This is a genomic window from Duganella sp. GW822-FHT06D06 (assembly GCF_058799615.1).
On sequence record NZ_JBXALQ010000002.1, the window covers coordinates 648511 to 669221 of the forward strand.

Consider the following 20711-nt stretch of genomic DNA (forward strand, 5'->3'; position numbering starts at 1 on the left):
ATGAAAAAAGTCCTCATCCTCGGCGTCAACGGCTTCATCGGCCATCACCTGTCGAAGCGCATCCTGGAAACGACCGACTGGCATGTCTACGGCATGGACATGAGCACCGATCGCATCACCGACGTGCTGGAGAACGAGGCCTACAAGTCGCGCATGCACTTCTTCGAAGGCGACATCACCATCAACAAGGAATGGGTCGAGTACCACGTCAAGAAATGCGACGTGATCCTGCCGCTGGTCGCCATCGCCACGCCGTCGACCTATGTGAAGGCGCCGCTGCGCGTGTTCGAACTGGACTTCGAGGCCAACCTGCCTATCGTGCGCTCGGCCGCCAAGTACGGCAAGCACCTGGTGTTCCCGTCGACCTCGGAAGTGTACGGCATGTGCCACGACGCCGAGTTCGATCCTGAGAACTCCGAGCTGGTCTGCGGCCCGATCAACAAGCCGCGCTGGATCTACTCCAACGCCAAGCAGCTGATGGACCGCGTGATCTGGGGCTACGGCATGGAAGGCCTGAACTTCACGCTGTTCCGTCCGTTCAACTGGATCGGCGCCGGCCTCGATTCGATCCACACGCCGAAAGAAGGCTCGTCGCGCGTGGTGACGCAGTTCTTCGGCCACATCGTGCGCGGCGAGAACATCTCGCTGGTCGACGGCGGCGCGCAGAAACGCGCGTTCACCGACATCGACGACGGCATCGACGCGCTGATGAAGATCATCGAGAACAAGGATGGCGCGGCCAGCGGCAAGATCTACAACATCGGCAACCCGGTCAACAACTACTCGATCCGCGAACTGGCCGCCATGATGCTGGCGCTGGCGCCGCAGTACCCGGAGTACGCCGAAGGCGCCGCCAAGGTCAAGATCGTCGAGACCACGTCGGGCGCCTACTACGGCACCGGCTACCAGGACGTGCAAAACCGCGTACCGAAGATCACCAACACCTGCGAAGAGCTGAACTGGCAACCGACCACCTCCATGGCTGACGCGCTGAAGAAAATCTTCGACGCCTACCGCGGCCAGGTGGCCGAAGCACAAAAACTGATGGACTAAGATTTGACCGAGACTTTGCAAACGCAAGCGCCGCTGATGGTGTTGAAGATCGACGTCGACACCTACCGCGGCACCCGTGAAGGCACCATGCACCTGGTGACCATGCTGAAGGCGCACAACGCCCAGGCCACTTTCCTGTTTTCGCTGGGACCGGATCACACCGGCTGGGCGCTGCGCCGCGCGCTGCGTCCGGGGTTCTTCAGCAAAGTCTCGCGGACTTCCGTGGTCGAGCACTACGGCCTCAAGACGCTGATGTACGGCACCCTGTTGCCGGGCCCGGACATCGGCAAGGAATGCGCCGAACAGATGCGCTCCGTGCGCGACGCCGGCTTCGAATGCGGCATCCACACCTGGGACCACGTGCTGTGGCAGGACAACGTCGCCAAGCGCGACGGCGCCTGGTCCACCAACATGATGCGCAAGGCCGCCGCCCGCTTTACCCAGGTGTTCGGCAGCGCGCCGCGCACCCACGGCGCGGCCGGCTGGCAGATGAACAACGCCGCCTTCGCCGAGCACGACACCGCCGGCTACGCCTACGCCTCCGACGGCCGCTGCGTGTTGAACGAGAACGGCACCTTGGCCAATCCGGCCGACGGCCCGCACCGTTTGTCCGACGGCGACACAGTGCTGTCCCACATCCAGCTGCCGACCACCTTGCCGACCCTGGACGAGCTGCTGGGCCGCGAGATCGACGGCGTCACCATCGGCACCGGCAACATCGCCGCCTTTCTGCTCAAGCTGACCGCCGGCGCCGCCCGCGACCACGTATATACTTTGCATTCTGAACTTGAAGGACAAAAACTCGCCCCCATATTCGAGCAGTTGTTGGCCGGTTGGAAGGCGCAAGGTTACCAACTGGCGTCGATGGCCGATTACCATCAGAAGGTCCAGCATCAGACCATGCCGGTTTGCCCGATCACCTGGGGCGAGCTGCCGGGTCGTTCCGGACAGCTGATCGTACAGGGCGCTGCCCGTTCTTAATGCCTACCGTTCAGGAGAGTGCCTGTGGCTGATAGCCCAACCGTTGTAACCGATTTCTCCGCCGCCATGACCAGCGGCCAGACCTTCCAGCTGTCGGGCCGTCCGGCGCGCCATACCGTGCTGTTCTTCTACCCCAAGGACAACACCCCGGGCTGCACCACCGAAAACATGGCTTTCCGCGACCTGCACGCGCAATTCCAGGCCGCCGGCGCCGAAATCTACGGCATCAGCCGCGACTCGCTGCGCTCGCACGAAAGCTTCAAGACCAAGCTGGGCCTGCCCTTCGAGCTGATTTCCGACCCCGACGAAGCGGTTTGCCTGCAGTTTGGCGTCATGAAGATGAAGCAAATGTACGGCAAGACGGTGCGCGGCATCGAACGCAGTACGTTTGTGATTGACGCTAATGGTCAATTGGTGAAAGAATGGAGAGGCGTGAAGGTAGCGGGTCACGTCGATGAAGTGCTGGAATTTGTAGCGCGTCAGGCTTAAGTACAGGATGCGCGTTGCAGCTTCCGGAGTTGCTCAACCGAACCAAGCCTATCCAGTCATTTTGAGTCATCACTGTAATTCACACCCCCACCCTACATGGTGGCCAGCCGGCCGCCACGCGGTACTTTCTCCGGGCATGATGAGCGCCCGTCGGCAGTCTTTAAACCCTGTTTTCACCCAGCATCCACCCCATACGGTCCCAATGTTTCCCATGTTGGGAGCATGCGTTCGCACTCGCACTGCGAGCGCTCACCATGGGCGGATTCCTCCAGATATTTTTCAAATGAGATCCTGATGCCACTGCCAAAATTACCTAGTAAGCCAGCGACTTTACTTCTGGCGAAAGATTACCCAAAAGCGACAGGGCCGCGTCCAGTTTCCGCTATCGCAGCGGTGGCTGAAGTCGCGCCCGCGCCGAAGAAAGCGGCGCCTGTCAAAGCAGTGCCTGTAGCAAAAGCCAAAGTAGAAACCCCCAAAACCAGCGCCAAGTCCAAAGCCGTCGCAGCCGTACTGAAGGCCGCGCCTGCCGTACTGAAGAACGCCGCCGCCGGCATCGCGCCTGCGGCTGCACCAGCCAAGCCGGCCGCCAAGGCCAAGCCTGCGCCTGCCGCACGCGGCAAGATCACGCCGATCACCGCCGAGGCGCCGCACCCGGCCAAGCACAAGCCGCATGAAGTGGCGATCAAGTCGTCGACCAGCCGTCACGCCGACCAGACCGGCACCACCAAGCTGTTCGTGCTCGACACCAACGTGCTGATGCACGATCCATCGTCGCTGTTCCGCTTTGAAGAGCACGACGTCTACCTGCCGATGATGACGCTGGAAGAGCTGGACAACCACAAGAAGGGCATGACCGAGGTGGCGCGCAACGCCCGCCAGGTGTCGCGCACTTTGGACGCGCTGGTCTCCAACACCGACGACGACGCCATCGAGAACGGCATCCCGCTGTCCAAGCTGGGCAACAAGGACGCCAAGGGCCGCCTGTTCTTCCAGACCCGCCTGCAAACGGCCGACCTGCCGGTCGGGCTGCCGGTCGGTAAGGCCGACAACCAGATCCTGTCCGTGGTCCGCTCGCTGGAAGCGGAACAGGAAGGCCGCCCTGTGGTGCTGGTGTCGAAAGACATCAACATGCGCATCAAGGCGCGCGCGCTGGGCCTGCCGGCCGAGGACTACTTCAACGACCACGTGCTGGAAGACACCGACCTGCTGTACTCGGGCATCGTCCAGCTGCCGGACGATTTCTGGACCAAGCACGGCAAGGACCTGGAATCCTGGCAGGAAAACAAAAACGGCCAGAGCGCGACGTTCTACCGCGTCACCGGTCCGTTCGTGCCGTCGCTGCTGGTCAACCAGTTCATCTTCCTGGAGCCCAAGAATGGCGAAACGCCGTTCTACGGCCAGGTCAAGCAGATCAACGGCAAGACCGCCGTGCTGCAGACCTTGCGCGACTTCAGCCACAACAAGAACAATGTGTGGGGTGTCACCGCCCGCAACCGCGAGCAGAACTTCGCCTTGAACTTGCTGATGAATCCGGAATGCGACTTCGTCACCCTGCTGGGCCAGGCCGGTACCGGCAAGACCCTGCTGGCGCTGGCCGCAGGTTTGGCGCAAGTGCTGGAAACCAAGCTCTACAACGAGATCATCGTCACCCGCGTGACGGTGCCGGTCGGTGAAGACATCGGTTTCCTGCCGGGCACCGAGGAAGAGAAGATGTCGCCATGGATGGGCGCCTTCGACGACAACCTGGAAGTGCTCAACAAGTCCGATTCGGACGGTGGCGAATGGGGTCGCGCGGCGACGCAGGACCTGATCCGCTCGCGCATCAAGATCAAGTCGCTCAACTTCATGCGCGGCCGCACCTTCGTCAACAAGTTCCTGATCATCGACGAAGCACAGAACTTGACGCCCAAGCAGGTCAAGACCTTGGTCACGCGTGCCGGTCCGGGCACCAAGATTCTTTGCCTGGGCAATATCGCGCAGATCGACACGCCTTACCTGACCGAAGGCTCGAGCGGCCTGACGTATGTGGTGGACCGCTTCAAGGGATGGTCGCACAGCGGCCACGTGACCCTGGCGCGCGGCGAACGCTCGCGCCTGGCCGACCACGCCAGCGAGGTCTTGTAACTGTAGTAGAATAAACTCGTACCTGTTAGCCCCGCCCGCAGCGATGCCGGCGGGGCTTCTTTTTTCCTTCAAGCAATGTGGAGGTGAATTTTGATGTCAATCTATAATGCATTGCACAATAAAGGCGGCGCCAGCCACGAAAGTGCTTGAAACCGGCAGCAACCTGTATGACACTAGACACTGCAAGTCGTTGATTTCGCCGGACTTTCGGACCACAGCCGAGGTAAGAGCATGGACATCCCTATCCTGATCCGAAAAAAAGGCAACACCAAGTACGGTGTCACCGTGCCGGACATCCCTGGCTGCGTCACCAGCGGCGATACGGTGGACAAGGCGATGAGCAACGCCACCAAGGCCATCTACGGCCACGTCGGCCAGCTGGTCGAGCAAGGCAAGGCCTTCGAAATCAAACCCTCCGAAGTGGAATTCCTCTCCCGCGAGCCGGACTATGCCGGCGGCATCTGGGCGCTGGTCAGCCTGGACCTGGCCAAGCTGAACGATCCGCCCGAGGATTGAGGCGCCCTCCCCCAAAAATATCGTTCCCATGGACATGCGGTCGGAATGGCTGATCAATGTTCATACGGATTGTCTACATTGCGCTACTGTTTAGCTCAATTGACAATCCCAATTTGCGGGGGCACCATGGGCGGGAAGAAGGCAACCCTGATTCTAAAAAAACGCGTCCACCTGTCGCCATTCGCATTCGCAGAACTGGTCATTTGGAGCTTGCCTGGTTCAGGGCAAACAAGTGTTTCGCACTCCTATAAATACCGACTGGCATATGTGGTGTATGGCAAATGCGTGGTTCGCTTTGACAACGAAGTAGCCAAAGGCGACCACCGCCATTTCGGCCCCACAGAAACGCCATACAAATTCACTACGCTAAGGCAGTTGAAAAAAGATTTTTACCTGGATATTGCGAGGTGGAACCATGAAAACGGTTATCTTTGAAGTCAGATCGTTGGAAGACTGCCTCGATGATTTTTCTCAGGCATGGGACGCGGGTGTACCGCAAACGTCGGCCAGAATGGCGTTTGTCACGCAGGAATTGATGGATGAAGTCCTGACGCCAAATCGTCGGAGTATCGTCCGGATACTTTGTGGCGCGGGTGGAGTGACCGCCACCGAAACGGCGAGGCGCATGGGGCGTGATGCGGATGAAGTAGAAGCCGATATCCGTGCGCTGGTACTCGCCGGTGTTCTTGAACCCTGCGGGGACGAGCGCGTGATCTTTCCCTACGACGAAGTATTGCTCCCCCCTACGGCCACCATAAAAACTTAGTCAATTCATCATCCGTTTCCGGATTGAACTAGCTGCTCGCCGTCTTCCCGCGACGGCGCCACAGTTTGCGGGCCAACCACCAGATCAACGCCAGTATCAACGACCACGGCAGCAGGTATGCCAGGCCCGTCAGCGTGCTGGCGATGCCACTGGACAGATTGCCATTGAAGTCGGACAGCGCGCGCTGGATCGGGCTCCAGAACGAGGAGCGGCTGCCCGACTGGATATGGATGTTGAGCAGGTCGAGATTGATGCGCTCCATCAGATGGTTGTTCTCGCCGCTGGCCTGCTCCAGTTCAGCCTGCACGCTGGCCTGCTCCCTGGAGAGTTTAATCAGCGCATCGGCATCGATGCGAGGCTTGCGCTCCAAGTCGGTCAAGCGCTGCTGATAGGCGCGCAACATCTCAAGACGCTTCGCGCTGTCCGACACCGGCCGCGCCAAGTCCTCCACGCTGGTTTCCTGCCGCGCCAGCTCGCCGCCGGCGGCGGCCAGCGCCAGCAGCTTGTTAATCCCCGCTGGCTTGGCGCGCACGCGCAGGGAGGCTTCGTTGCGCCGTCCGCCTTCCAGGCTGGAGCTGAGCAGCATGCAGCTGTTTTCCCGATCCGCCTGGCAGGCCGCCGTCAACCTCTCCAGCAGAGGCTTGATCTGGTTTTCGCTGGTATCGATGGTCAGCGCATGCTGGTAGGCCAGGAACTTGTCGCGTCCCTGCGCAGTGCTTACCGCAAGTGGCGCGGAACCATCCATCGCTTGCGGACGGCCGCACGCAGCCAGCGTCATCACGACAATCAAACACAGCAACTTGACCATGGCGTACATAGGATCACGCATGGTGCGCGTCGCCTGGCACCAAATTATCTCCTCGCCGCATCAGCACAGCGCTCCCAACCATTCCCTCGATACGCGTTTGTATCAGTTCGCGCAACTGGCTACTGGTCGCTCTAAATCCAAGCGATCGGGAAACTGACAATACGATTTCCTCCGGACTTGCCCCAAAGTTTTTTGCGACCACGCTACGAATCGCCATATCGATCTCCTTAGGCGGCAACATCTCCGGCTTACGCAACGCGTCCGATATCACCGAGCTCCGATCACGCACAATAATCGGCGCACTGCTCATCGATAAAAATCGATCTTCAATCACAAACCCCTGGTCCTGGAGCGCAAGCTCAAGTCCCCGTTCCACCGCGGCCTGGATACGGCCACCTGCGCGCTTCAGGCCCCAGGTGGCGCGCAAACGAACGACGATTTCATCTGCGTGCACCGGGCTCTCCACAGCGACGACTGATTTTATAAGCTCGGCAAGTACATCAATCGGCGTTTCATGAAGTTCGTGGCCGCCAGCCGGTCGGGCAAGACTCGCTTCGATATAGGCAGTACGCTCTTTCTCCATTTCATCGACGGCGATTAAACCAATTTCAGCCGTGTCGCCGCGCTCAATACTCACAATCGCCACCGGCACGGCATGGCGACTTTTCGAGGCGGGCTCCAACCGTGCATCCAGCTCCAACCGCGCGGCGTCTATGGCGCTCAGTACACGCCGAAGTTCCTCCTTCGGCCGGTTGAACCAGTCAGTGCTCCATATCCGGTGAATCATCCAGCCGTGGTCCTCAAGGACAGCCTGCCGTAACCTGTCCCGATCCCGCGCAGAACGGGAGCTGTGATAAGTCGCACCATCGCACTCGACACCTAAAATGTACCGGCCAGGGCGGCCGGCGTCTGCGATTGCCAAGTCAATGAAGAAGCCAGCGATACCGACTTGCGGATGAACCTGGCAGCCATGCGCTTGCAGCGCTTTGGCAACCTGAATTTCAAACGGACTCTCATAGCGCCTATCGGTGGTTTGAGCCATAGCGAGCCGGCCAGTGCGGGCGTAATGCAGAAATAATTTGAATGCGTGAACGCCCTTGCCTTTTCCCCGCTCCAAATCAATGTCTTCATCCGTAATGGAGGAGAACACTTCGCACCGCCTCTTCGCCCGGCTAATCAGCACGTTCAGGCGCCGCTCGCCGCCGTCCGCGCTCAACGGTCCAAAACGCATCGCCAGATAGCCTTGTGCGTTGCGGGCATAGCCAACAGAAATAAAAATCACATCCCGTTCATCGCCCTGGACGTTTTCCAGATTCTTGACAAAGAAAGGTTCGTTAGGATGAAGGTTAAAGAAGGTCTCGGTTTCCAAGTTTTGTCGGCGTAGCAATTCCAGCTGATCTTGTATCGCTTTACGCTGCTTCACAGAAAATGTGGCGACGCCCAAGGAGAGCTCCGGGTTCAGGCGGGCATGCTGGATGATGGCATGTGCTACAGCCTTCGCCTCCACCTCATTGGTGCCACTGTTACCAGAGTCAAAAATGCCATCGGCAATGTAGGTGAACTGTAGCCCCATACCGGCCTCTTTGGTGTAAGGGCTGGGGACGATAAAAAGTTTGTTCTCATAGAACTGGCTATTCGACACTGCAATCAATGATTGATGCCGGCTACGGTAGTGCCAACGCAACATCCGTTGCGGCAGCCCTCGAGCAGAAAACAGGCCGAGGATACTTTCTATATCCGATACCTGGGCTTCATCGTTTTCTTCGTCATCCTGCGAACCGCCTGTCATTTTCGAGAAAAACTTAGTCGGAGGAAGCTGCTTCTCATCGCCGACCACAACGACCTGGCGACAACGCGCAATCGCTCCCAAAGCATCAACAGGCTGGATTTGACTCGCCTCATCCATAACCAGTAAATCAAACTGAAGCTGACCGGGCGGCAGGAACTGGGCAACCGATAAAGGACTCATCATCAGTACCGGTTTGAGTGCCTGTATCGCAGGTGCGGCCTTAAGCATTAACTGCCGGATCGGCATGTGACCTCGGCGTCTAGCCATCTCTCCCCGCAAAACGCCCAACGGTCCGGCGCCGCCTCCGCCCTGTGGAATCCGTCGATAGTGTGCCTGTACCACCGCCAGACTGGAGGCGGATATCCGCTCGCGATCCAATGCAGCAAACTCACTCACCAGCCGCGAGTGGATTTGTCCATCAAAGCGCGCAAGGGCCGGATCGGTCGCCGCCTGATCCCGGAACAGCGCCTCGTAATATGCCATATCAAAGGTTTTGCGCGTGGCGTTCGCAGCGATAGTGCCGTTTTCCAGGCCTGCAACCATTTCCCCCAAGCCTGCCGCAACAGCTTGATCGGCCCTATCGCGATAGGCGACCCATTTAGATAACTGCTCCGACGATACCATCCACGCGGTCAAGCACCCATCCAGCCTGATCACGGACACATCACTCGTAAGCTTCGCACCGAACAATGTCCAAGCATCGCTACGCAGGTCGCGCAACAGCTGCTCAACGTCGTCGGCAAGCGCCAAGAAGTCCTTCTCGATTTTCACGGCGTTCAAGAGTGGCAAGCCGCGCGCCTCATGCAGTGCCACGACATTGAGTATGTCAGCGTTCGCATCTATCCATAGCGACGCGCTGTTCAGCGAAGCCCAATCCGACTCTATAGCAGCCCATGCGGAGTCGAAGGCACTCAAGCCAAGCGGCTGGCCATCGTCGAGTATTTTCTTTTCGGCCTGCGCAGCGAACAGCCTATCCAAAACCGAGATGATTTCCGACACGGCTAGCGGCATCCGCACGAATACTTCCGAGCACTTATGAAACATCGAAACCAGGTGCTCGACGTGCGCCAGCATCGCCTCCAACGAAACGTCTTCAACGGAGACCGCATCGGGAAATAAGCGGCTTCGCTCCGGCCCGATTGAGTTCCAGATGTCTTGAAGCAAGCCGTGTGCTTCGCGGAGCAACCGTTGAACATGTTCAGCACGCACGCCCATGGCCGCTCTATCGGGCAATCTCTGGGCGATCAGTCTTGGCTCGGCCCCTAATCCTCGCAGGCTACGCATCCATTCCACCAGCGCAGACATTGGTGCAAGCGCCGAACGTCCCCCCCGCCAATCGGCGCCAAAGGCAGCGCGCCCAATGTCGTCATTGTTTTTGATGGTCGCGCGCGCCTTCTGCCCCTTCGCCAAGGTATCCAGCAGGGAGAGTTGCCTGGTTAGCGCCGTATCCGGATTTTTCAAGATGGATTTCACTCGAGCGCGCGCCTTCCGCCAATCGCCGCTCAGAAACCTGAACCAGCTGCTGCCATGGGCAGCCAAGATCTGGCGCGCATCGGAGAGGTCCATATCCAATGCCGCATCAACAATATAGCTTTCAATCTCTGGATTCACAGCCTGCCATACCGAAACAGCTTCGACCAAGTCGGCAGCCTGTTCGACGCCCTGCTCCCATATGTTCGCAGCAAAGATTTCTGGACTAACGTTTGGCGCGGCAGCAACCCGCTCCGCTGTCAAGACCCGATTGGAAATGAAGGTGATCGTACCTGGGCTTTCGCTACTTCCAAGGCCACGCGTCAGTCGCCCCGCCTCGTCAACAAGTGTCGGCAAAATAGCCAGCAATTGTTCGGCAGCAGCAAACACCGAGAGCTTGAAGTTGACTGGGAGTTGGCCTAAATCCCTGCCCAATCCATCGACATCCGCAGTCCACGCTGACGGGTTCAGCATGCCATGCAATCCCGACGTCAGAGCGTGCCATTGCAAGCCGGCCGCAATCAAGCGTTTTATCTTTTCGCGTTCAACGATCCAGCACTGCGCAGACAAGGCAGAGGCGCTCAACGTGGGAGACTCGGCAACACGGCGCGCACGCTCGATCACCGCGCTCATCGCCAACAAATTATCCGGCACCTCCTGCTCTAATGACTGACAAAGAGACGAGCGGGCAGCGCATGCGGCATTAAGATTAGTTTTTAGCTCGGCGATTCGACGTACCAAGCGCTCCACATCGGTAGGGAGAACGACCGTCAAGCCAACTCCAGACCAGGGATGTGCGGACGGCGTTCCAATTTCAATGATCCTTTGCGCTAACTCGGCGATCAGCCCCTCGCGAAACTTACGTTCATCGGGGCTCCAGTTCTCGGGCGAAGCCAGGTGCAGATCAACTGGCAGAAAATCCTCCTGACGCAATCGCGTCAGTTCGCCGATAACCTGATATGGCGTCAGTTGCGCATTGGAATGCGCCTTGTGCAGCCTGGCCGCGTGGGAATTGAGCGCGTTCCGGGCTTCTGCCAGCCGCGAATTGAGCGTCGATTCGAAATCGCCTCTTGGCGCACCAAGATTGGCAGTACGCCGAAGCTCCTCCAGCAAAACCCGCTTGTTCGCTTTATTGCTATGCAGTTCCAGGCAGGCGTCACCAACACCCGCCGAGTCAAGCCGCCGCTTTACCACTTCCAGCGCGGCCATTTTTTCCGCTACGAACAGTACAGTTTTTCCATCGGCGACAGCCGAGGCGATCACATTCGCGATCGTCTGCGACTTGCCGGTGCCAGGCGGCCCCTGGATGACAAGGTTCTGCCCCGCCCTGACGTCGTGAACAGCAAGTGCCTGCGAACTATCACAATCAACTATGTGCAACAGATCTGCAGGCGCAATATGTGCGTCGATACTCTCATCGTCAGGAAGCAAAGGCAGGTGTGAGGCAAACCCATCATTTAACAGGCCTTTGATCAGCGGTTGAGACGTAATGCCTACTTGCGCTGGCCACGCTGCAGGGTCCAGGTCGCGATACATGAGGAACTTCGAGAACGAGAAAAATCCAAGAACAATATCGTCGGGATTGACACACCAATCTGGCTTGGATTTGACGGCATCACCTATCGCGCTTATGTAAGCCGCAGTATCGACGTCGTCGCTCGCCTCAAACGAAGGTAGTTTTAAACTATGAATGCGATCCAGATAAGCCTCCAACGACAAGTTGGAAGCCGGATCCTCCTGGCGCCACCTGAGCTTAAATTGCTCCGCAGCGTTGCCACGCTCGAGGCTAACAGGGACAAGGATCAAAGGGGCATAGCGGATATTTTTCACATTGGTTGGATCGACCCATTTCAAGGTCCCCAACGCCAGGAACAAAATATTGACCCCTTGCTCTTCTTCTAGCGTACGAGCGTCGAAATACAATTCGAGCAATCGTTTCTGAAGCCCCTTGGACGTCAGTTTAGTCTGGAGCTTTGTATCCACGTGGCGATTAAAAACGCCAAGCTCATTCACGCTTTCGTCCGGCTGAGCCAGATCACCGATCTCATCAGGATCTTCCGCCAAATCGGCTAGCGCTCCGGAAGCGGCGGCCCGGCCGGGGAGAAATGTAAAAACACGGTTTTCGGTGACCAGCATTCGGAAAATTTCGGACGTTTTCTCGTCGACCACCTCAATGGTTCGCGCAGATTTCGCTGACCGAGGAATATTCAACAGGCGATTTCGTGCGGACAAATCCAGCAACTCCGTGCGCGCCCTTTCCAGCTTTTCCGCAATCGATAAACTTGCATGCAAGAAGCTGGATTCGTGACTGCTTTCACCATCGGCTACCATTTTTCGGCCCTCATTCATTTGGCGCAATATTTTCTCGATAAACAATTATTAATTTTAGAACACTTCTTTCATCATGCGTTATTTAATCCCCGAACATGCTTGACCTTCCCACGGCGGGAAGGGCTACAGTATGATCATCGAAACAGTTTGAGGAGTACGACGATGTATCAGCTGCAAGTGGAGAACATGAGCTGCGGCCATTGCGTGGGCGCGGTGACCAAGGCGGTGCAGGCCGTCGACGCGGCGGCAAAGGTCGAGATCGACCTGGCCAGCAAGACCGTCAGGATAGACAGCGCCAGCCTGCTGGCGCCGTTGAAATCGGCCATCGCCGATGCGGGCTACCCCGTCACCAGCGCGGCCTGATTATTTGTCCAGCTCCGGATAGCGGCGGAAGACGCAATCCTCATTGAACGCTATCCGCCGCTTGGACTTGAGGTAGGCCGCGATGTTGGGCCGCAGCGCCACCTTGTCGCGCAAGGCGATCAGCGCCGGATACGACGGCTCCAGGCGCGCCATCGTTTTCGGGAACGCATAGCGCAAGCCCTCGATCAACTGGAACAGCGACAGGTCCACATACGTCAGCCGCGCGCCGACCGCATACCCACCCCGACCCGGATTGCGTGCCACCACGCCCTCGAAGTAATCGAGGAACTTCGGTATGCGCTCCTCGCGGAAGCACTTGGCGCGCGCCTTCGCTTCCTTCTTCTGCTCTTCGTAGTATTTGCTGACCGCGATCGGATGATGCGTGTCGTGCACCTCGTTGACGATGTCGGCGATGGTCAGTTGCAGCTGGTTGGTCCACAGCCGCCCCGCCTCCGCGCGCGGCGCCAGTCCGTGCCGGGCGCCGAGGTACATCAGGATGTTGGCCGTCTGCCCGATCAGCAGCTCGCCCACGCGCAGCACCGGCGGCGCGAACGCCGGATGCTCGACCTGCCCGCCATCGAGGCAGGACAGCAGCGCCGGCATGCCCTGCTTGTGCCGCGCCACGTCCACATACGGCGCCGCCGCTTCCTCCAGCGCCAGCCGCACGAATTCGCCGCGGCCCTGCAGGCCGTCCCAGTAATAAAGTTGGTAAGGTATCGTCATGCCAAGATAGTAGCATTAACAACTTCCGGACAGTGCCGGGAACGATATTCAGTACACGGTTATAATCAATCGTTTACCCGAACACTTCCGAGCCGCCATGCCGCCAGTCCCGCCACTTGAAATCCACATCGTCCTGATGGTCGCCGCCGCCGGTCTCATGGCCGGCGTGCAGAACGCACTGGCCGGAGGCGGCTCGTTCATCACCTTCCCCGCACTGCTGCTGGCCGGCCTGAATCCACTGGCCGCCAACATGACGTCCACCATCGCGCTGTTCCCCAGCCAGATCACCTCCGCCTACGCCGGCCGCAATCTGGCGGGCGATGTCGGACCGCTGACGTTCAAGCAGATGCTGATCATCAGCGCCATCGGCGGCATCTTCGGCGCCATCCTGCTATTGAATACGCCGCCGTCGTTCTTCGCGCGGCTGGTGCCATGGCTGGTGCTGTTCGCCACCAGCGTGTTCGCGTGGGGCAGCTTCCGCAAGAAACCGCTGCACGCGGCCGGCAGCATGCCGCGCTGGACGCTGGTGCTGGTGCAAAGCTGCATCGCCGTCTACGGCGGCTACTTCGGCGGCGGCATCGGCTTCCTGATGCTGGCCGCGCTGACCATCGCCGGCCAACAGGTGCGCACCGCCGCCGCCACCAAGAACGTGCTGGCGATGGCGATGAACGCCGCCGCCACGCTGATCTTCGCCACCTCCAGCTTGATCAGCTGGCCGGCCGCGCTGGCCTTGTGCACGGGCGGCATCGCCGGCGGCTTGTGCGGCGGATGGCTGGTGCACCGCCTGCCGGAGAAGGTCATGCGCGGCTTCGTCGTGATCGTCGGCGCCGTGCTGACCATCTGGATGTTCGTCAGAACGTAGCCTTCAACGTCAGCCGCAAGGTGCGCGGCTCCACCGGATGGTAGTGGATGTCGTTGACGCCTTCGGCCGGCTCGCCCTGCAAGCGCGACGGATAGTAGTAGTCCACATCGCTGGACTTGCGGTCGAACAGGTTGAAGGCATCCAGCGACACCGCCCAGCGCCGGTCGATCTTGTAGCCCACCCGCGCATACGCGATCGCCGTCGTCGCCGAACGCTGGCTGTTATCCTCGTTCAGCGGACGCGGGCCAAAGTAGCGCATCTGGAACGCGCCGGACCACGGGCCGATGTCGGTGACGGTGGCGCCGAACGAAGCCACCTTGCCGATCGCGCCCGGAATGTAGTCGCCCACATCGTCATGCTCGGTGTAGTGGGCGCGCGAGTAGGCCAGGTCCAGGTCGAACAACAGCCATGGCGTGGCGATGTAGTGGTTGTTCCACTCGATGCCGGAACGATAGCTGCCGCGGCTGGCCGCCGTATCGCCGGCGTCGCCGGAGAACACCAGCTCGGACGCCGAACGCAGCTTCCATAAGGCCATCGAACTTTGCAGGCCGGGTACGATCTCGGTGCGCATGCCCAGTTCCGCGCCGCGCGTCTTGACCAGCGGCGTGACCGGATCGATCGGCTCGCGTTCCTTCGGCGTCAGGTGCACGGTGGTGCCGCGCGCGTCGTTGCTGTGGAAGCCCTCGCCGTAGTTGATGAAGAATTCCGTCTTGGCCCAAGGGCCCAGCACCACCGCCATCTTCGGCGACGTCATGCCATCGCCGACCTTGCCGGTATTCTCGGCGATATTGCTGCTCACATCGAAGCGGTAACGGTCGTAACGCAAGCCGGCGGTGGTGCGCAGCCACTCGCGCCACTGCACCGTGTTCTCGAAGTAGACCGAGGCATTCGCCTCCTTGACCTTCGATTCCGTGATGGTGCCGGTGATCTGGCGCTTCACGGTGCTGTACAGCGCCAGCGGCGACAGGTAGTCGTAACGCCCCTGCACGCCCACCTTGTTGTTCACCTCCACCCCACCCCACTTGCCGTACCAGGTCTGCGCCACGTCGAAGCCGGTCATGCGGCGCTTCTCGGTCTGGCGCGACTGGTCGCCGTTGACCGGATCGTCGAGGAAGTAGGTGAAGTCGTTGTACAGGTCCAGGCTCGATTGCACCACGTAGGCATTGGCCTGCAACAGCGTGTCGCTGGTGCGGCGGCGCAGCGTGGCGGACAGGCTGTAACGCGAGGTGATGCCGCCGTCGCTGGTGTCGATGGCGCCGTAGGGGCTGATCTCGCCGCTCTGCACCGCGCGCAGCGGGATCTGGTTGCTGGCATACCAGCCGCCCCGGTAGAACATGCCGGTGACGCTGAACTGGCTGTCGCTGCCGCCCTGGCTGTAACGCAACACGCCCAGGCTCTTGTGGAAGGCTTCCGGGCTGACCCACGGCCCGTTGTTGTGGCCCAGCTCCGCGCCGTAGACCAGGTTGCCCTCGCCCAGCGGCGTCGAACCGGTCAGGTTGGCGCGGTAGTACTGCTGCCCGCCCACCGTCACGCTGGCGGTGCTCTCTTTCAGTTTGTTCGCCAGCCCTAAATGCGCCGCGCCGGCCGAGGCGAAGTCGCCTTCGTCCGCGTAGTACGGGCCCTTTTTGTAGTTGATGCGGTCCACCAGTTCCGGCATCAGGAAATTCAGGTCGGTGTAGCCCTGGCCGTGCGCGTGGGTGCGCATATTGACCGGCATGCCGTCGATGAAGGTGGCGAAGTCGGTGCCGTGATCGAGGTTGAAGCCTCGCAGGAAGTACTGGTTGGCCTTGCCGTCGCCGCTGTGCTGCGTGACGATCACGCCGGGCACGAACTCCAGCAGCTCGCCGGGGCGCAGCGCCGGACGGTTGGCGATCAGCGCGGCCGTCACCGAGCCCTGGCTGGCGGCGCTGGAGGTGCCGACGCCGTTGTCGTAGTGACCGCGCACTTCCACCGCCGCCATGCTGGGCACGGCGCCGGTGGCCTCCTCGTCGGCATACGATGCAAGCGGCAAAACAGCCGCCAGCGCGACGATGGATTTAACGATCATAGGTACTCCTTCAATTTACTCAAATTATTGCGGCGACTAACGTAGCCGACGCCGATCAGCGCGGCCGCCAGCGCCAGCAACGCCAGCGTGCCGACGGTCTTCTGCACCGGCGTCAGATTGGCCAGCGTTTGCATCTCGAAGCCATTGACCTTGGCGTCCATAGCATCGGCCTTGGCCTTCGGCGCCGGCTCGGCCGGTTTGTTCTTGGCGCGTCCGGGCGCCGGCGGCGGCAGCTCCTGTGCCTTGGCCTGCAATGCCTGCAAGTCCGCCACCGCGTTCTGCATGGCGGCGTCGGTCTGCTGCTGCGTTGCCGACGGTGCGGGAGGCTGCGCGGACGGCGCCGCGCCACCGGCACGGCCGGCAGCCGCCGCACCGCGCGCGACCGCCGCGTTGGTGCCCACGTTGGGCACGAACTGGCCGCTGAACTGCGGCGCGATCTTCATCGTCGCCTTGCTGCACGAATCGGCGCTGCACGACACGCCGGCATCCTTGATCGTCTGCGCGTTTTGCTGGGTCAGTTTTTCGCGCACCGCGTCGCTCGGCTTCCAGTAGCCGCGCTCGATCGCGCTCAGCATGCGGTCGGTCATGGCCTGGAAGGCGCGCAGGTTGCCGCTGCTGGCGAAGCGCTCGCGCACCTTCAGGCCGTGACGGTCTTCCACATAGGTGTCGTACATGCGCTGCCATTTGCCGCCGTCCACCACCTCCGGCACGGTGACCTGCCAGGCCCACAGGTAGTCGACCACGCGGTTGATGTAGCGCGCGCCGGAATAGCCTTCCTTCAGCATGCTGTCGGCCCAGCGCGGGTTCAGGTAGCGGGACTGCATCTCCTGGCCCATGTACTGCTCCAGCGTCTTGTGGCCCGGCTTGCGCGGGTTGGACAGGTCGCTGACCATCACCTCCGGCGTCTTGCCGTCCACGCTGCGAATCGCCATCGCGGTGCCGCCCAGGTACTGGAAGAAGTCGTCGTTGTCCAGCGTCGCGAACAGATTGCTGGAGCGGCTGTGCAGCGCGATCTTGCTGCCGCTGATGGCCTGCCTGAACAACTCGCGGCGTTGGCCCGGATCGGCCTTGTCGTCGCCCCAGTAGCCGGCGCCGAACGGATGGCTCATGCGGTTGACGAACACGTCCGCCACTTCCTTTTCGTTCTGCCAGGCGTTGGTCAGCGGGATCAGCTTCTCGATCTGCGTGCCGTAGGCGCCGCTCGGCAGGCCGAAGATGCGCACCGATGCCATGCGCTGCGCCTCTTCGGCGCCGATGCCGCTGGCCTGCAAGGCGGCGACGGTCTTGCGGCTGTGCGCCTGCATCACGTTGCCGTCTTCGCCGGGACCGTTGTCGTCCTGCTTCTGCGCCAGCTGCGCGCCCTGGTCCATCAGTGTCAGCAGATTGCCGAACAGGTCGCGGAACAGGCCGGACGAGATCAGCGTCACGTCCACCCGCGGACGGCCCAGCTGCTTGCGCGTCAGCGCTTGCACGCCGGTCACGCGGCCACGCTCGTCCCAGGTCGGACGCACGCCCATCAGCGCCATCGCCTGCGCTTCCATGATGCCTTCGTGGCGCGAGGTTTCGACACCCCACAGGTTCATGCTCAATTTGTCCGGCCAGGCGCCGTGGCGCTTGCGGTAGTCCTCCGCCAGTTGCTGCGCCAGTTTGTAGCCGGCTTCGTAGGTGGTCTTGCCCGGGATGCGCGATGGATCGAGGCCGAAGAAGTTACGGCCGGTCGGCAGCGCGTCCGGATTGCGTACCAGGTCGGCGCTGGCGCCGGTCGGAATGTAGCGGCCGGACAGCGCCTGCATCAAACGCCCCAGTTCCAACCCGGCGCTGCGTTCGATATCGTTTTCCAGCTGGGCGATGCGCCTGGTTTTCTGCTCCGGCGTCGATGTGGTGTCGAGGCTGACCACGGCGCGCGCGGTGGCGTTGCGCAGCTCCGGCTTCGGCGCCACGCCGAAGGTGTGCAGGCCGAACGGCGTCAGCTTGCTGCCGGTGTCGTCCAGGTATTCCTCCAGGCCTTCCATGTCGGCTTCGGTTTTGAGCTCGGTCTTTTTCATGTCCTTCAACACGCCGCTCTTGGCCGCCAGGCGGTTGATCGCCGTCAGGTGGCTGCGCGCCAGCAGCGGGCTTTTTTGCTCGGCCACGCGGTAGTCGTTCAGCAGCGCGCCCAGTTCGCGCAGGTCGGGATTCAGGCCGGCCACGTCGAACGGTGGCGTCATGTGGTCGATGATGACGGCCATGCCGCGGCGCTTGGCCTGTATGCCCTCGCCCACGTCGTCCATCACGTAGGGATAGATGTTGGGCATGGCGCCGATCAGCGCCTCGGTCGGATCGCTTTCGGCCAGGCCAGCCTCTTTACCGGTCAGCCATTCCTGCGTGCCGTGGGTGCCGATGTGCATGACGGCGTTGGCCTGGAAGCCCTTTTGCAGCCACAGATAGAACGCGATGTATTCGTGCGACGGCGGCATGCTGACTTCATTGTGCAGCTTCTCCAGGTTCTGTTCCCACGCGCGGCCGGGCTGCGGCGCCATCAGCACATTGCCGAAGCGGCGCGCCGGATACACGAAGAACGGCTCGCCCTTGGCGTTGCGCCACAGGACAGGCGCTTTCTCCGGCTTGCCCCAGGATTTTTCGATCGACGCGCGCAGCGGCTGCGCCAGCGTGGCGAACCATTTTTGGTAGTCGGCCAACGGCACCAGCAGCGCCTGGCCGCTTTCGGCCAGGTGCTTCAGGCCCGCCATGTAGTCGCCCCTGGATTTGCCGGGGTAGTTGCCCCATTGCTGGATCTCGCCTTGCAGCTCTTCCGGCGACGGCGGCAGCGCCGTGCCGGTCTGGTAGCCTTCCTGTTTCAGGCGCTGGACGATCTGCCACAGGCTCTCCGGCAGCACGTTCAGGTAGGCCGCGCCGATGGTCTCGGAACCATGCGGATAGTTAAAGTACAGCATGGCGATGCGCTTGTCGCCGTTGGCCTTCTGGCGCAAGGCCAGCCAGCTGGCGACGCGCTCATTGAGGCGTTCGATGCGCTCGGGGATGGGCGTCTCTTCGACATAGGCCAGGCCGGTCTGCGCATCGCTGATGCGTTCGCGGCTGGCGACCACGGTCGGCTGGATCAGGCCCGCCACTTCGGCGCCGGCCAGCTGCCAGGTGCGCTCGATGATATCGAGGCCGATCTTCGATTCCTGCCACTGCGCCAGCGACTGCTGGCTCAGGGTGATGGCGTTGATCGCCGGGACGCCGATCTTGTCCAGCAGCGCGCCGGTGTTGGCGGTGCCGCCCACCTTCATGCCCAGCGCGACGATCAGCTCGACACGGCTGTTGCCGTTTTCATCCAGCAGGAAGCGCAGCGGCACGTCGTAGGGATAGCCGAACACCGGCAGCACGTTGTAGCCGCTCGCTTCAAGGCGCGCGGCGATAGCCGCCAGCGGCAGCGTTTGTCCCGCCACCAGGCTGGCGCGGTAGAACGGCACGGCGATCCACGGCGCGCCGGTCTTGTAATTGGCGTAGCCTTGCAGGTACTGCTCGTAGCTGCTGGACGTGCGGTTGGCCGCCACGTCGTACAGGCCCACTTCCGGCATCGCATGCACCGGCGCGACCGCCAGCCTGGAACCGAAGTGGCTGCGCAGGATGTAGCGCAGCAGGTTGCCCATGTTCTCCACGCCGCCTTCGCTGTAGTAGGACTGTATGGTTTTATCGTCGCGCACACCCTGCTCGCGCAGACTGTCGTCGATGGCGCCGCCGACCGCGAACACCGGACGGCGCGCCTTCTGCAACGCCTGCAGTTCGGCGCCCAGGGCCACCATGGCCTGGCGGCCCTTGGTATTGACGATCGCCACGTCGGCGTTGGTCAGCGCGGTGCGGTCGGCCGGCGTCATGCCGTTGGCGGGGATGATGCGCACGGAGACGTTCAGTTCCTTCAACTCGGCCTGCAGGCCGCGCACCGCCAGCACGGCGGGACGCGATTCGATATCGCCCAACATCAGCGCCAGGGTGCGCGGCGCCTGCGCCGAATGCACATAGCCGCCGATGCACAGGGATGCCAGCAACAGCAGCAGCGCCCACAATTTTTTATTCAGGTACATACACGACCTTCCCATCCGGCAGTTGATACGCGGTGCCCAGGCGTTTGCCGGAACCCGACAATGGCTTGTCGCTCACTTTGCTCACCTTGATTTCGGCGCCCTTCTTGGTCAGCACCTCGACGTGGCCGTCGGCGCTTTTCTTGGCGATGGTGACTTCGGAGTTCGGATCCAGCAGGTCCATCATGTTCCAGGCCGAGAACAGCGCCAGCATCATGGCGACGATGAAGACGATGCTGGCGTCGAACAGGTTGGCGACGCCGGCCAATGGGTCTTCGTTATGCTCGCCGATGCGGCTGTAGCGGTGGCGGTTCATATAGCGCAT

Annotated in this window: 15 protein-coding genes; 9 read left to right on the forward strand and 6 right to left on the reverse strand. The window is 61.0% G+C overall.

Annotation, left to right across the window (positions count from 1 at the left end):
• The 7 genes from AC1RMD_RS06110 (at position 1) to AC1RMD_RS06140 (ending at position 5929) form a co-directional block, all read left to right on the forward strand.
• Positions 1-1053, forward strand: coding sequence for a bifunctional UDP-4-keto-pentose/UDP-xylose synthase (locus tag AC1RMD_RS06110; RefSeq protein WP_492924645.1), 1053 nt, complete (start codon positions 1-3; stop codon positions 1051-1053).
• Between the two features lie 36 nt (positions 1054-1089).
• Positions 1090-2034 (forward strand): polysaccharide deacetylase family protein, encoded by a 945-nt coding sequence (locus tag AC1RMD_RS06115; RefSeq protein WP_492924699.1) that lies wholly within the window; start codon positions 1090-1092, stop codon positions 2032-2034.
• Between the two features lie 24 nt (positions 2035-2058).
• Entirely contained in the window at positions 2059-2523 is a 465-nt protein-coding gene (locus tag AC1RMD_RS06120; protein ID WP_492924647.1) for a peroxiredoxin, read from the forward strand.
• Positions 2524-2817: 294 nt separating this feature from the next.
• Positions 2818-4647 carry a PhoH family protein gene (locus AC1RMD_RS06125; RefSeq protein ID WP_492924649.1) on the forward strand — a complete coding sequence of 610 codons (1830 nt, stop codon included), beginning with the start codon at positions 2818-2820 and terminating at the stop codon, positions 4645-4647.
• A gap of 231 nt (positions 4648-4878) precedes the next feature.
• Positions 4879-5163 carry a type II toxin-antitoxin system HicB family antitoxin gene (locus tag AC1RMD_RS06130; RefSeq protein WP_492924651.1) on the forward strand — a complete coding sequence of 95 codons (285 nt, stop codon included), beginning with the start codon at positions 4879-4881 and terminating at the stop codon, positions 5161-5163.
• Between the two features lie 126 nt (positions 5164-5289).
• Positions 5290-5598, forward strand: coding sequence for a toxin-antitoxin system TumE family protein (locus AC1RMD_RS06135; RefSeq protein ID WP_492924653.1), 309 nt, complete (start codon positions 5290-5292; stop codon positions 5596-5598).
• A complete protein-coding gene (locus tag AC1RMD_RS06140; RefSeq protein WP_492924655.1) occupies positions 5579-5929 on the forward strand; it encodes an HVO_A0114 family putative DNA-binding protein in 351 nt (116 codons plus the stop codon). Before AC1RMD_RS06135 ends, AC1RMD_RS06140 begins: the two co-directional genes overlap by 20 nt.
• 28 nt (positions 5930-5957) lie before the next feature.
• Here the strand turns inward: AC1RMD_RS06140 and AC1RMD_RS06145 are convergent, their stop codons facing one another.
• Together AC1RMD_RS06145 and AC1RMD_RS06150 are read right to left on the reverse strand one after the other, a co-directional pair.
• Positions 5958-6758 (reverse strand): DUF4349 domain-containing protein, encoded by an 801-nt coding sequence (locus AC1RMD_RS06145; protein ID WP_492924657.1) that lies wholly within the window; start codon positions 6756-6758, stop codon positions 5958-5960.
• Positions 6751-12372, reverse strand: a complete 5622-nt coding sequence (locus AC1RMD_RS06150; RefSeq protein WP_492924659.1) for a DUF3320 domain-containing protein — start codon at positions 12370-12372, stop codon at positions 6751-6753. Before AC1RMD_RS06150 ends, AC1RMD_RS06145 begins: the two co-directional genes overlap by 8 nt.
• A 117-nt stretch (positions 12373-12489) precedes the next feature.
• Here AC1RMD_RS06150 and AC1RMD_RS06155 point away from each other — a divergent pair, with 117 nt between their 5' ends.
• Positions 12490-12690, forward strand: coding sequence for a heavy-metal-associated domain-containing protein (locus AC1RMD_RS06155; RefSeq protein ID WP_492924661.1), 201 nt, complete (start codon positions 12490-12492; stop codon positions 12688-12690).
• Here the strand turns inward: AC1RMD_RS06155 and AC1RMD_RS06160 are convergent, their stop codons facing one another.
• Positions 12691-13407 carry a glutathione S-transferase gene (locus AC1RMD_RS06160; RefSeq protein WP_492924701.1) on the reverse strand — a complete coding sequence of 239 codons (717 nt, stop codon included), beginning with the start codon at positions 13405-13407 and terminating at the stop codon, positions 12691-12693.
• A gap of 103 nt (positions 13408-13510) precedes the next feature.
• Between AC1RMD_RS06160 and AC1RMD_RS06165 the strand changes: the two genes are divergently transcribed.
• A complete protein-coding gene (locus AC1RMD_RS06165; protein WP_492924663.1) occupies positions 13511-14275 on the forward strand; it encodes a sulfite exporter TauE/SafE family protein in 765 nt (254 codons plus the stop codon).
• Here the strand turns inward: AC1RMD_RS06165 and AC1RMD_RS06170 are convergent.
• Genes AC1RMD_RS06170 through AC1RMD_RS06180 form a run of 3 tightly spaced genes read right to left on the reverse strand, consistent with a single transcriptional unit; the run spans position 14265 to position 20711 of the window.
• Positions 14265-16322 carry a TonB-dependent receptor gene (locus AC1RMD_RS06170; protein ID WP_492924665.1) on the reverse strand — a complete coding sequence of 686 codons (2058 nt, stop codon included), beginning with the start codon at positions 16320-16322 and terminating at the stop codon, positions 14265-14267. The genes AC1RMD_RS06165 and AC1RMD_RS06170 overlap by 11 nt on opposite strands.
• Positions 16319-20389, reverse strand: coding sequence for a cobaltochelatase subunit CobN (locus tag AC1RMD_RS06175; protein WP_492924667.1), 4071 nt, complete (start codon positions 20387-20389; stop codon positions 16319-16321). Before AC1RMD_RS06175 ends, AC1RMD_RS06170 begins: the two co-directional genes overlap by 4 nt.
• Positions 20376-20711 carry a DUF2149 domain-containing protein gene (locus tag AC1RMD_RS06180; protein ID WP_116990142.1) on the reverse strand — a complete coding sequence of 112 codons (336 nt, stop codon included), beginning with the start codon at positions 20709-20711 and terminating at the stop codon, positions 20376-20378. The genes AC1RMD_RS06175 and AC1RMD_RS06180 overlap by 14 nt, the downstream gene beginning before the upstream one ends.